The sequence below is a fragment of the Polaromonas sp. P1_F2 genome (genome assembly GCF_056405735.1).
Genome location: NZ_JBFUBN010000001.1, coordinates 347,865 through 359,242, shown reverse-complemented (window position 1 = coordinate 359,242; position 11,378 = coordinate 347,865). Strand labels below are relative to the sequence as shown.

General features: G+C 60.5%; 14 protein-coding genes. 9 read left to right on the top strand and 5 right to left on the bottom strand.

What is annotated here, in order from left to right:
* Window positions 1-2 precede the first annotated feature (2 nt).
* The 9 genes from mltG (at window position 3) to AC1D0O_RS01755 (ending at window position 7,211) form a co-directional block, all read left to right on the top strand.
* Window positions 3-1,010, top strand: coding sequence for an endolytic transglycosylase MltG (gene mltG / locus AC1D0O_RS01795; RefSeq protein ID WP_477651840.1), 1,008 nt, complete (start codon window positions 3-5; stop codon window positions 1,008-1,010).
* Between the two features lie 145 nt (window positions 1,011-1,155).
* A complete protein-coding gene (tmk, locus tag AC1D0O_RS01790; protein WP_477651839.1) occupies window positions 1,156-1,848 on the top strand; it encodes a dTMP kinase in 693 nt (230 codons plus the stop codon).
* Complete coding sequence (locus tag AC1D0O_RS01785; RefSeq protein ID WP_477651838.1) at window positions 1,845-2,963, top strand: DNA polymerase III subunit delta'; 1,119 nt, start codon at window positions 1,845-1,847, stop codon at window positions 2,961-2,963. The genes tmk and AC1D0O_RS01785 overlap by 4 nt, the downstream gene beginning before the upstream one ends.
* 60 nt (window positions 2,964-3,023) lie before the next feature.
* Window positions 3,024-3,404 (top strand): PilZ domain-containing protein, encoded by a 381-nt coding sequence (locus tag AC1D0O_RS01780; protein ID WP_007874426.1) that lies wholly within the window; start codon window positions 3,024-3,026, stop codon window positions 3,402-3,404.
* A gap of 111 nt (window positions 3,405-3,515) precedes the next feature.
* Window positions 3,516-4,325 carry a TatD family hydrolase gene (locus AC1D0O_RS01775; RefSeq protein ID WP_477651837.1) on the top strand — a complete coding sequence of 270 codons (810 nt, stop codon included), beginning with the start codon at window positions 3,516-3,518 and terminating at the stop codon, window positions 4,323-4,325.
* Entirely contained in the window at window positions 4,322-4,990 is a 669-nt protein-coding gene (locus AC1D0O_RS01770; protein WP_477651836.1) for an ankyrin repeat domain-containing protein, read from the top strand. Before AC1D0O_RS01775 ends, AC1D0O_RS01770 begins: the two co-directional genes overlap by 4 nt.
* A 31-nt stretch (window positions 4,991-5,021) precedes the next feature.
* Complete coding sequence (locus AC1D0O_RS01765; RefSeq protein ID WP_477651835.1) at window positions 5,022-5,291, top strand: hypothetical protein; 270 nt, start codon at window positions 5,022-5,024, stop codon at window positions 5,289-5,291.
* Window positions 5,292-5,837: 546 nt separating this feature from the next.
* On the top strand, window positions 5,838-6,464 hold the full coding sequence (locus AC1D0O_RS01760) for a hypothetical protein (protein WP_477651834.1): 627 nt from the start codon (window positions 5,838-5,840) through the stop codon (window positions 6,462-6,464).
* 42 nt (window positions 6,465-6,506) lie between these two features.
* The gene (locus tag AC1D0O_RS01755) at window positions 6,507-7,211 is read left to right on the top strand and encodes a hypothetical protein (protein WP_477651833.1); all 705 of its coding nucleotides are present in this window, start codon (window positions 6,507-6,509) and stop codon (window positions 7,209-7,211) included.
* A gap of 8 nt (window positions 7,212-7,219) precedes the next feature.
* On the opposite strand, the gene AC1D0O_RS01750 is transcribed toward AC1D0O_RS01755, so the two are convergent.
* The 5 genes from AC1D0O_RS01750 to AC1D0O_RS01730 form a co-directional block, all read right to left on the bottom strand.
* Window positions 7,220-8,263 carry a rolling circle replication-associated protein gene (locus AC1D0O_RS01750; protein WP_477651832.1) on the bottom strand — a complete coding sequence of 348 codons (1,044 nt, stop codon included), beginning with the start codon at window positions 8,261-8,263 and terminating at the stop codon, window positions 7,220-7,222.
* A 69-nt stretch (window positions 8,264-8,332) separates the two neighbouring features.
* Window positions 8,333-8,503: a hypothetical protein gene (locus AC1D0O_RS01745; protein WP_477651831.1), complete on the bottom strand. Its 171-nt coding sequence runs from the start codon at window positions 8,501-8,503 to the stop codon at window positions 8,333-8,335.
* A 218-nt stretch (window positions 8,504-8,721) separates the two neighbouring features.
* On the bottom strand, window positions 8,722-9,897 hold the full coding sequence (locus AC1D0O_RS01740) for a zonular occludens toxin domain-containing protein (RefSeq protein ID WP_477651830.1): 1,176 nt from the start codon (window positions 9,895-9,897) through the stop codon (window positions 8,722-8,724).
* Complete coding sequence (locus tag AC1D0O_RS01735; RefSeq protein ID WP_477651829.1) at window positions 9,894-10,178, bottom strand: DUF2523 family protein; 285 nt, start codon at window positions 10,176-10,178, stop codon at window positions 9,894-9,896. The genes AC1D0O_RS01740 and AC1D0O_RS01735 overlap by 4 nt, the downstream gene beginning before the upstream one ends.
* A gap of 2 nt (window positions 10,179-10,180) precedes the next feature.
* Window positions 10,181-11,071 (bottom strand): virulence factor TspB C-terminal domain-related protein, encoded by an 891-nt coding sequence (locus AC1D0O_RS01730; protein WP_477651828.1) that lies wholly within the window; start codon window positions 11,069-11,071, stop codon window positions 10,181-10,183.
* Window positions 11,072-11,378 lie beyond the last annotated feature (307 nt).

The following is an 11,378-nucleotide window of genomic DNA, read 5'->3' as shown; positions in this document are numbered from 1 at the left end:
TTGTGCGTCGTGTCTTTACAAGTCTGTTGATACTGGTATTTGCCGGCGCCCTGCTGTTGTTCGGTGCGGCCCTGTGGTGGCTGAACGAGCCGATTCCGCTGCGCCTGCCGCCCGGCAGCCAGGTGGTGGATCTGGAAATTGAACCCGGTACCCCTGCCAGCGGTGTGGCAGACGTCATCGTGGCCAGCGGTGCCGATGTGCCGGCGATCTTTCTCCATGCCTGGTTCCGCTTTTCGGGTCAGGGTCGGCTGATCAAGGCCGGCAGCTATGAGTTGGCGCCTGGCACCACGCCGCAAAAGCTGCTCAGCATGCTGGTGCGGGGTGATCAGGCCCTCAAAAGCGTCACGCTGGTCGAAGGCTGGAACTTCAACCAGGTGCGCGCGGCGCTGCAAAAGGCCGAGCAGCTGTCGCCCGACACCCTGAGCATGGCGCCCGAAGCCATCATGGAAAAACTGGGCAAGCCAGGCGTGCATCCCGAGGGCCGCTTTTTCCCCGACACCTATACCTATGCCAAGGGCTCCAGCGACCTGGCCGTGCTCAAGCGCGCGGCGCGCGCCATGGACAAACGCCTGGACGCGGCCTGGGCCCTGCGCAACCCGGACACCCCGCTCAAAACCCCCGACGAGGCGCTGATCCTGGCCAGCATCGTCGAAAAGGAAACCGGCAAACCCTCGGACCGGGCGCAGATAGGCGGCGTGTTCACCAACCGGCTGCGCCTGGGCATGCTGCTGCAGACCGACCCCACCGTGATTTACGGCCTGGGCACGCGTTTTGACGGCAACCTGCGCAAGCGCGACCTGCTGGCCGACACCCCCTACAACACCTACACCCGCGCCGGCCTCCCGCCCACGCCGATCGCCATGCCGGGCCGGGCCGCCTTGCTGGCGGCGGTGCAGCCGGCGCCGACCAAAGCCATCTACTTCGTGGCGCGCGGCGACGGCAGCAGCCATTTCAGCGGCAGCCTCGATGAGCACAACCGCGCGGTGAACAAATACATAAGAGGCCAGTAAATATGGCCCCCACGCTTTTCACTGCGTCTTCGACTTCGTGTAATGCGCTGCCCCCCGAGGGGGCGCTGCGCCTGCGGCCCGGCAAAGCCGGTTCCGCGGCCCCTGCTTGCACCACAGTTCGGCAAGCGTTTGAGCGAATGAGATCATGACCAATAGACCTCTGAGTGGCCTCTTCATCAGCTTCGAAGGCATAGACGGCGCCGGCAAGTCCACGCACATCGCCGGCCTGGCCGAGGCTTTCAAGGCCGAGGGCAGGGTGGTGACGCTGACGCGCGAGCCCGGCGGCACGCCGCTGGCCGAGAAGCTGCGTTCCATGGTGCTCAACGACGCCATGGACCCGCTGACCGAGTCACTGCTGATCTTCGCGGCGCGGCGCGACCACATCGTCAACGTGATCGCCCCGGCGCTGCTGCGCGGCGACGTGGTGCTGTGCGATCGTTTCACCGACGCCACCTTTGCCTACCAGGGCGCGGGGCGCGGCTTTGACCTGACGCTGCTGGCCACGCTGGAGCAATGGGTGCAGTCTGACGAAGGCCTGCTGGGCGACCCGGCCGGTAACTCGCCCATGAAGCCCGAAGTCGAAACCGTGATCGAGCCGCATTTGACCGTCTGGTTCGACCTGGCGCCTGAAGAAGCCGCGCTGCGCCTGGCCGGCGCGCGCGTGCCTGACAAGTTCGAGGCCCAGCCGGTGGAGTTTTTCCGCCGGGTGGCGCAAGGTTATGCCGACCGGCAGAAAAACCACCCCGAACGTTTCGCCCGCATCGACGCCGCCAAGAGCCGCGACGAGGTCTGGCAGGCGGTGCGCCAGGTCTTCATGGCCAAGGGCTGGCTGCCATGAGCGATACCGATACCGTGAACGCCCCGGCCGAATCAAACAACCCGCCGCTGGCGCCCTGGCTGCAAACCCAACTTGAAAGCCTGCTGGCCCAGCGCGGCCATGCCTGGCTGCTCAGCGGGCCGTCCGGCCTGGGCCAGTTCGAGCTGGCACTGGCACTGGCCCGCGCCTGGCTCTGCGAAGAAGCCACGCCCCAAGGCGCCTGCGGCCATTGCGGCAGCTGCCATGCGGTCGACGTGCACACCCATGCCGACCTCTGCATGCTGATGCCCGAGACCCTGTCGCTGGCGCTGGGCTGGCCGCTCGACGAAAAAACCCAGGACGAGCTCGACAGCAAGAAGCGCAAGCCCAGCAAGGAAATCAAGGTCGACGCCGCGCGCGAAGCCGTGTCCTTCACCCAGTTCACGCGTTCGCGCGGCACGACCAAGGTGGTGCTGGTGTTCCCGGCCGAGCGCATGAACAACGTCACGGCCAACACCCTGCTCAAGACGCTCGAGGAGCCGCCCGGCGCCGTGAAGTTCATCCTGGCCACCGACGCGGCGCACCAGCTGCTGCCCACCATACGCAGCCGCTGCCTGGGCCACACCATGGTCTGGCCGGACTTCGAGCTGGCGCTGGGCTGGCTTCAGCAAGAGACCCGCCAGGCGGGTGAGGGCGGCGGAACTCTCAAAAAAGCCACACCCGTGCCCAAACCGGCGGACCTGCAAACCCTGCTGGTCGCGGCCGGCGGGCGCCCCGCCGATGCGCTGGCCTGGGCGCAGGAGAGCCCGCCCGGCGAATCCGCCCAACATTGGCAGGCGCTGCCCAAAGCCATGGCGCGCGGCGACGTCAGCGCCCTGTCGGACTGGGCGCCCGCGCAGGCGGTCGACGCACTGCAAAAGCTTTGCCACGACGTGCTGGCCGTGCGCATGGGCGCCGCGCCGCGGTTTTTCAATGCCGCAGACCTTCCCGCGCCGCTGCCTGCGGCTGCCGGCAAGCCCGCCGGCGGCCTGTATGCCCTGGCCGCCTGGTCCCGCGAACTGGCCACCACCGCCCGCACCGTCGAGCATCCCTACAACCCGGGCCTGATGCTTGAATCCCTGGTCAGCCGCGCCCGGCTGGCGCTCAACGCCAAATAAAGGCGGCCATTCTTGCTGCAATTCCGGACATCGCCCCTCCCAAACCGATAAACTAAAGCCATGAGCACAACGCCCCCCGCCAGTTCCCCCGCAGCCGCCGGCGCCCGGCCCAGCGTCGTCCAGCTGGCCATCAAGGAAAAAGCGGCGCTCTATGCCGCCTACATCCCGCTGTTCAAGGAAGGCGGCGTTTTTATCCCCACGGCACGCGACTACAAGCTCGGCGACGACGTCTACGTGCTGTTGACGCTGCCCGAAGACACGCAGCGCTACCCGGTGGCCGGCAAGGTCGCCTGGGTCACCCCAGGCAGGGCGGCCGGCAACCGCACCCAGGGCGTGGGCGTACGTTTTCCATCCGACGAAAAATCCCGCCTGCTCAAGATCAAGATCGAGGAAATCCTCGGCGCGCACCTGGCCTCCGACAGGCCCACGCAGACGATTTAAGCCAGCCGGCGGCTGCGCCCGCCGCCCCCGGTTTTCATGCATTCAAACTCTGTTCCTCTGTATATCTAGAGGGGCAGCAGCACCTATCCAGAGCCTGGAGCCATTCCGGAAATGTTCACCGACTCCCACTGCCATTTAAGCTTTCCCGAGCTCCAGGCCCAGCTGCCGCAGATCCGCCAGGCCATGCAGGACGCCCAGGTCGACCGGGCGTTGTGCATCTGCACCACCCTGGAAGAGTTCGAGACCGTGCATGGCCTGGCCACGCGCTATGACAACTTCTGGGCCACCGTGGGTGTGCACCCCGACAACGAGGACGTGCGCGAGCCCAGCCTGGACGACTTGCTGGAGCGCGCCGCCCTGCCCAAGGTGGTCGGCATCGGCGAAACCGGGCTGGACTACTACCGTCTGGGCGAGCGCACCGTGGCCGACATGGAATGGCAGCGCGAACGCTTCAGGGTCCACATACGCGCGGCCCGGCAGACCGCCAAGCCGCTGGTCATCCACACCCGCAGCGCTTCCGACGACACGATTGCCATCCTGAAAGAGGAGGGCGGCGACATGGGAAGTGGAGGGCAGGCCGGCGCCGCCACCGGCGTTTTTCACTGCTTTACCGAAACCCTGGCCGTCGCCCGCGCGGCACTGGACCTCGGGTTTTACATCTCATTTTCCGGCATCCTGACTTTCAAGAATGCAGCCGACCTGCGTGAGGTCGCCCAGTTCGTGCCGCTGGACCGCATGCTGATAGAGACCGACAGCCCCTACCTGGCGCCCATGCCTTACCGCGGCAAAACCAACAACCCGTCTTACGTGCCATTCGTCGCCAAACAGATCGCCGAACTGACCCAGAAGCCGCTGGAGGCCATCGCCGAAGCCACCAGCCGCAACTTCGAGCAGCTGTTCAATGGGGTCAAAGCGCCATGAAAAACCTCATCCATCACTTTAAGAAGGCAATTTATCTCTTTGTTATTGCTGGATTTTCCTCCGCGAATTCCGGTTCCTACGAAGACTTCTTTCTGGCCATCAAACAGGACAATCCCGCCGTCATCCAGAACCTGCTGCGGCGCGGGTTTGACCCCAATACGGTCGATCCTAACGGCCAGACCGGCCTGTTCATCGCCCTGCGCGAGCCTTCGCTCAATTCCGCCGAGGTGCTGATCGACTGGCCGAAAATCGACGTCAACGCCCTCAACAGCAAGGGTGAAAGCGCCCTCATGCTGGCCGTCCTCAAGGACCACCAGGCATTGGCTGAAAAGTTGATCAAGAAGGGCGCCGACGTCAACAAGACCGGCTGGGCGCCGCTGCATTACGCCGCCACCAACGGCCACCTGGCCCTCATCAGCCTGCTGCTGGAGAACAACGCCTACATCGACGCCGAATCGCCCAACGGCACAACCCCCCTGATGATGGCCGCCATGTACGGCACGGCCGCGGCCGTCAAGCTGCTGCTGCAGGAAGGTGCCGACCCGCAGCTCAAGAACCAGCAAGGCCTGACCGCCGTGCAGTTCGCCGAGCGCGGCAACCGCCCGGACTCCGTCGAAGCGATAGCCGCCGCGATCCGCGCCAAGCGGCCGGCCGGGCAATGGTGAACTGGCGATGACGTGGCGGCAGGCCCTGGCCATGCTGGGCGATCTGCTCATACTGGCAGCGGTACTTTGGCTGGGCTACGCCTGCCTGAATTCATTGATGACCGCGGAGATAGGCTTTGGCCGGTCCACAAGGATCATCCGCCTTGCCAATGACCCCGGCTGGTTCTGGTTCGCTTTCTGGTTCCAGTTCTTTCTGGCCACAGGAGGTGTTTTCGCCTGCATCCATTCGATCCGCAAGCGGGCCGCTGCGGTTCGTGCGGCCAGGCAAGGCCATGGCCAGCCAGCAAGGTCCAAGCCGTAGACAGCCTTTGGGTGAAGCCTTTGGGCATTCCTTTGGATTCCACGATGTATATTCCGGGCTCGTTATGAAAACTCTGTCTCATAAAACCCGTTGATAAAACACCACGATCTTTGTGATGTTAAGCAAACCCTCCCCTAATCGGAGGGTTTTTTTTCGCACCTCGGTAAATGCAAATGTGCATTCTTGGGAAAGTTGGCGGGATCATCGCCGTAGGGCTTGAACGCCTCAGGGTGGCCGTCAAGTTCAGTGTATATCTGTTCGCTCCAGAGCAGGGGCCTAGAGCCCGGCTTTCGCTTGGCAGCCTCAGCAATGGTCATTCTGTAGCGGGTGCGCGTGGTCCGACCGGTACGCGGGTTTTCGTATTCGAAATAGTAATGGGGTTCCGTGGGCATGCGTCATTTTTACTGTACGCACAAACAGTGTCCAATAGCTTCTACCTATAAAAACAGATCTAAAACGAGCTCACCAGGCTGCGGTTTATGCTGGTTTTGATAGCCCAACGCTATTGCCGTCTGGGGTCCATACTTAAGCCTAATGGGAGAACACATGCGCCGAGAACATGCACAAATCGGCTCGATAACAAATGCCCCTATTGATGGAGGACTGGTGGAAACAAATCTCACAAAACGTGACGTCGCTAGGCGTCAACTGATCACCGCCATCAATTTGTTTTTTGACGATAAAGACCTCGTCTCAATACACTCACTAGCGACAAATTCCTGGGAAGTCATTGACGTTCTCTGCAATGAAGCAGGCGTCACAAGTTTCTCTAACCAAACACGAGCAAATATTCCTGTGGGCAAAGATCTAAAGGTGAACTACATCAATGTTCCCTATAGAAACTTCTTCAAGCATGCGGACCGTGACCCGAGCGCAGTCCTTGCTGAATTTGACCCCAAAGCAGTCGAAGCCGTGATGTTTTTGGCCGTTGAAGACTACATCAGGCTATTTAAAAAATCCCCGCTCCAGCTCCAAGTGTTCCAAGCTTGGTATCTCGCAACAAATGAAGGAAAGATCGACAAACTGCATAGGGACCGGGTCCTGTTAGCAACAAATCTTCTATTCCCGGATATTGGCGTTGCCAGTCGAGTTGAACAGCTAAGAATGGGACGATCTACATTAGAGACAGCGCTACTAGACCCAGAACTACTCAACGACAAGAGCACAGAGTAACCGTCAACAAAGCTACAAGAGAACCATAGGAGAGGGATCAGTATGAAAGCCTCAGATTTTCTAAGAGCAACCGCAAAAACCGCACTATCGATTTTTCTCGCTTTCATCGCCTTGTCCTTTGTGGGCGCGCTGATCTGGGCAGCCGTTAATTACAAAACCAAGGAGGCCGCGAAGCAGTATGAAGTGGTCAGAGATTGGAAGGTCGATCTCTCTAAGGATCTTCAAATGCAACTGAAGGCGAAAACCAAGGTTATCGAGAGTAAGTTGCTGGTGTCACTGGAGTTTGATGGCTACCCCGACTATCTATCCGCCCCGACCCTAGCCTTTGCGAAGAAGAACGCCCGCATCACAACAATTTTCACTGACTCCGATGGCTTCAAACTATTTGAAAAAGCCATCCCGTTGCCTGAAATGACTAGCGTTATCTCAAACGGTAAAAGAGTAGGCCTTGCCCATCAGTTTGACGAATTCATCGATGTGGAAATGTACAAGCGCTTCGCAACGCTTCAGATCAGCTGGAATTTCGCGACTGAGATTCCAAAAGTACCCGCCATAGATGCTCCCGCCATAGGTGCTCCCGCAGAAGGGAAGCTGCTGGATCACTGCGCCCCCAGCTTGACAAAGGCAGAGCGGCTACGACGCCTGTCTCAATACGGCACGGTAAGAGAGACAGGCGGGGGTGAATTCTCAGTCGGCAACAGGTCGGTAATGTTTGGTTACGACGGCTCAGTACTCATTTGCCGTTAAGTTTCACGTTAGTGCGGCACAGGCTCAGTGTCTAACACCCAACAATCACCAAAGCTGTTGAGCCAATGACGGGCGATACGGTGCCCTGGTGGACATTCAAACGCGGCCGAGATGATGTCGGCAAGCGAACCCTCTGGAAATTCCAGCGTGATTGCCTTGGGCGGCGTGAGACTCTGGGTGCTGTCCCACATCCTACGGCCCTCTAAGCCCTCGGCGTGATGCTTGGTAAGGTACTTCGAGACATACGCGGCCATCTTGGCCAGGCTGAAAGCCTTGGCGTCAGCATGCTGCTTTTTCTTCGTCTTGCGGGTGTAGCCGTCCACGTTGATGGTGCCGCCAGTGACCAGGGCAACAGGCCACTCTTTGCCGGGCTCCAGCGGGCCGCAGAAATCGAACTGCACATCGCCCACTACCTCATGCCAGAGAAGCGTTAGAACCTCATAGGAGGGCTTCTGTATGCCCTTATGACGAAGGAAGCGGGGGAGGGCGTCGGTAGTTGCGTGGAAGTGCCACGCACCGCGCTTCTGAGGCTCGAACGCCCACACCGAACGGAAGTGGGGGACGACAGCCCGGACCTTGCGAAGCCATGCGGCGAAGTCGCGGCGCATCTTGTCAAAGTCCTTCATGTTCTCCCGGTAGGTGCCAGTGAGCAGGTGGCGGAATCGACCGTGTTTGATTTTGTGCCGGCAATTGCGCTTTGCCCGAGCGGCGGCTTTTGACTTGCAGGCCAGGGCCTTTTTTTCCAGGTCCGCGATGTTGATATCGAGATCCCAGGAGAAGTCTTCCCCGGTAAAGGGGTCGCAGGCATCGAGCAGATGCCTTTCCTCACTTTGGGGGATACAGAGCAGCCGACGCGTTATGCGGACCTCACGCTGTCCGGTTCCATGCCAGCCACCCACGGGGCCACGAAGGGCCGTTAAATCGATCATGGAGCCGTCAGGCTTGCCCGTGGGGATTTCCGTGGTGTGGGTCTTGGATTCCCAGATGGTGACTTTGTAGCCGTCTTTGACGAGCTTGCAGGGAATCCCGTCGCGGTATACGATCTTGTCCATTGGCAGTGCCTCACTATTGCTGTCAATCTGACCCCGGGGGATTCGTAGTCCCGCCGGGGTTTTCTTTTTCTACTTGAGCGCTTTGCGCCTCTCGATGGCCTCCTGTTCGATGGCGCGGTAACGCGCATCCACGGCCTTTTGAATTCGTCTCTCGCGCACACCGTCAGCGATGCAGGCCCCAAAGATAATCAGGACAAGCAATACCCAAAGGATTGCGTAGATAGTTCCGCCGTCAGTCATGGCTGAGTCCGTTCTGTCGAGATGTGTTCTTAAGATAAATTAAGCGGCGCTTCGCGCCGCCCGGGCCTGCGGCCATCCGGGCGGCCTCGACCAGCCGCCCCAAAATCTGACCGGCTGCGGCTTGAACAGTCCCCATGGGGTTGCACCCCATACCCCGGAGAGGCTTCACCTCCCCCCTAAAGGGCACCCCCACGAATACCGGTCTATCAGGAGGTGACTTAGCGAGAGGCCGGCGCATTGGCTTTGCCCTTGGGGTTGTTCATGGCCGCGATGACGGCTCCGTCGCGCAGGCCATAGCCGGTGCCTGAGACCTGGGCCTGTTCTGCAGGCGGCTCTGGGACGGTGGAGAGCGGGAAGGAGGGCGTACCCCTGCCCGTGGGCCACATGGCCGCGTAGGGGTCGAATTTGGGCACCGCTAGACGGTCCTCGCACATGTCCTTAGGCATGGGCACAGGCGTTGCGTTCTGGGTGTAACAGGTACACCCGAGCTTTGCCGTGCGAAGGCATCCGGCCACGCGAGGGACGGCGACTATCTCGCGCTTTTCGTCGTACATGGGCCTGTCGCCCGGGTCATGCATATCGCGCACACGAGGCGCGACCGTGGCAACTGTTGCGCCTGGTGCTTGAGTGCCGGCCAGTACGGTGGCACCGGGCTTGCCCGCAGGCGCTGCAGCAGAGGCGGCGGGAGCATCAGAACCGGTGAACCGGGTCAACAGCCTGTTGCTGGTGAAGTACAGCGAGATGGGCAAGGCGATAAGGCACGCGCCGAGCATGTACACCAGAGGCGGCATTTTGATGCCGGACTTGGTATGCGCCTCGGCGCTTTTGTAAAGCTTGTATCCCCACTTCTTGTATCCCCAGGTTCCGATCTGGGCAGTCTTCGGACTCTCCGGAGAGCCGCAATGGTCCCAGGTGTAGGTGATGGCCCGCGCGCGGCCCCACATGCGGCGCATATGGATGTGCTGACCGCAGAGCCGCCGAATGTTCACATCGATCAGCTGGGGATGCTGGGTAATCACGACGATATCGACGCCGTGGTGCCGGTGGACTTCGAGCGCTGCTATCCAGTCTGGCGGTTTTTGCGAGGCCGGACGAGGCCGAGCCAGGCGCTGAATCTCATCGATGAAGATAACTTTGTTTTTGACATCGAAGGAGGGCAGGGGAGGATGCTCGATGACATTGCCGGCCTCATCCACTGTAGTGGGCTGTTCTACGGCCACACCGCCCTTGTGCCACAGCGTTACGTCGTCGTCGCTGATCAGCTGATGCGGGACCAACAAGCCCGGAATGCCGTTGACGAGGAACTCACGCCCCGCGAAGCGCTTGTGCATCAACTCAGTGACGGTGTAGAGCGACTTACAGCTACCGGGTGCACCCGTGATGATGAGAATCATGACGACGACCCGAAGAACGAGAACGAAGACTTAAGCGCCCACATCGTGAGGCTGAATGCCATCGCGCCGAGGATCCATTGAAAGCCCAGGTCGAAGCCGAATAGCCCGCCGAGCTTCAAGAGGTCGGCGGGAAAGCTGTTCACCGCCGTTTGCATGTAGCCCTTGACCTGGTCAAAGGCAACGTCCACGCCCTTGATGGAAATCATGCTCAAGCCCATGCTTGCGAGGACACGGGCCACCAGCGGCGACACCATGTTGTAAAGCCAACTTGTTAAATCCATAGTTATGACTTCAAAGAACTAACGACGATTGCCATTGCGATCAGCGCGGCTGCGAGAAGGATCAAGGGCTTGAGATTGGGCGCAACACCGCACATTGAGGAGAAGCTGATGTGCAGCGTTCCAACCTGGGTATCGATGTTTCGATCTGCAGGGCACTCGCTGGAGAAGCCGCTAAGACCAGTGCCGCCCAGGGTGACGGTGCGCTCTGACTTTGACGGGCCGGTGCCGCTGGGCGTGCCAGGCTTCATGCAACCGAGCGTGCCGGGTTCGCACTTGCCGTCCGGGTCCTCTCCCATTTTCTTGGTGACGGACTCTATATTTTTCCCGTCAGCGCTTGTCGTGGTGGTGGTGACTGAGCCGCCGCCTCGACCGTCGCTAACGGTTTTCGTCGTCGTGGTGGACCCATCCGGATTAGTCACCGTCGTGCTGGACTCTTTGGACTCCGTCGCCGGCGTCTTGTCGGTGGTAGTCGGGCTGCTGGATGTGGGCGGGCCGTTGCTCTGGCTAATGCACGTGTCTTTGCCGTTGACGGTGCCGTAGGTGTAGCCAACGGGACAGAAACGGTCCTCAGGGATAGGCTGACAGCTAGGGACACCCGATGCGAAATAAACGCGCCTCTGGCCTGCTGGGCACTCTGGCTCAGGTGTTGGCGGCGTGGACGTGGTGCCGGTCGATGGCAAGCTGGGAAGTGTGGATGTGGCCGAGTCGCACGACTCCGCTTTGCGTACGAGCTCCCAGGTCGCGTAGGTCTGCACCGGATTTCCGGAGGTAACGGACAAACCAAGGTCGAGCCGCGGGACTGCTGAGGTCACGCAGTTCTGATGGCAGGTATTGAATGGGTTAACCTTTTCGCCGGCAACAACGCCGCGATGAAAGCCTACGGTGCCCGCCACACATGCATTGCTATCACAGGACGTTAGCTGAAAGGACCAGTTCGAGGTCCCCGCGTATTGGCCTGTCGCAACGCTATGCGATGTGCTAGACCCGGTAATGAGCCCGGTGGTCTCATTAGCAGTAGCCAGCGTCGCGACGTAACTAAAGCCCTGATACACACCAGTGTTAGCTGAGGCGAACTGAGACCCCGCAGCAGCGGCAGTCGTGCACGCATTGGACTCATATTTCCACCCCGCGTTAGCAGAGCCACACGCGATCAGTGACAGAAGAGCCAGTAGACCGCCAACAACAAGAACGCGAAGACTA

Excerpts from the sequence above, each read along its gene's own strand:
- AC1D0O_RS01775 (WP_477651837.1), top strand. The coding sequence starts at position 3,516 with ATGTTCACCGACTCCCACTGCCATTTAAGCTTTCCCGAGCTCCAGGCC.
- AC1D0O_RS01760 (WP_477651834.1), top strand. The coding sequence starts at position 5,838 with ATGCGCCGAGAACATGCACAAATCGGCTCGATAACAAATGCCCCTATT.
- AC1D0O_RS01780 (WP_007874426.1), top strand. The coding sequence starts at position 3,024 with ATGAGCACAACGCCCCCCGCCAGTTCCCCCGCAGCCGCCGGCGCCCGG.
- AC1D0O_RS01745 (WP_477651831.1), bottom strand. The coding sequence starts at position 8,503 with ATGACTGACGGCGGAACTATCTACGCAATCCTTTGGGTATTGCTTGTC.
- AC1D0O_RS01785 (WP_477651838.1), top strand. The coding sequence starts at position 1,845 with ATGAGCGATACCGATACCGTGAACGCCCCGGCCGAATCAAACAACCCG.
- tmk (WP_477651839.1), top strand. The coding sequence starts at position 1,156 with ATGACCAATAGACCTCTGAGTGGCCTCTTCATCAGCTTCGAAGGCATA.
- AC1D0O_RS01735 (WP_477651829.1), bottom strand. The coding sequence starts at position 10,178 with ATGGATTTAACAAGTTGGCTTTACAACATGGTGTCGCCGCTGGTGGCC.
- AC1D0O_RS01750 (WP_477651832.1), bottom strand. The coding sequence starts at position 8,263 with ATGGACAAGATCGTATACCGCGACGGGATTCCCTGCAAGCTCGTCAAA.
- AC1D0O_RS01755 (WP_477651833.1), top strand. The coding sequence starts at position 6,507 with ATGAAAGCCTCAGATTTTCTAAGAGCAACCGCAAAAACCGCACTATCG.
- AC1D0O_RS01770 (WP_477651836.1), top strand. The coding sequence starts at position 4,322 with ATGAAAAACCTCATCCATCACTTTAAGAAGGCAATTTATCTCTTTGTT.
- AC1D0O_RS01765 (WP_477651835.1), top strand. The coding sequence starts at position 5,022 with ATGCTGGGCGATCTGCTCATACTGGCAGCGGTACTTTGGCTGGGCTAC.
- AC1D0O_RS01740 (WP_477651830.1), bottom strand. The coding sequence starts at position 9,897 with ATGATTCTCATCATCACGGGTGCACCCGGTAGCTGTAAGTCGCTCTAC.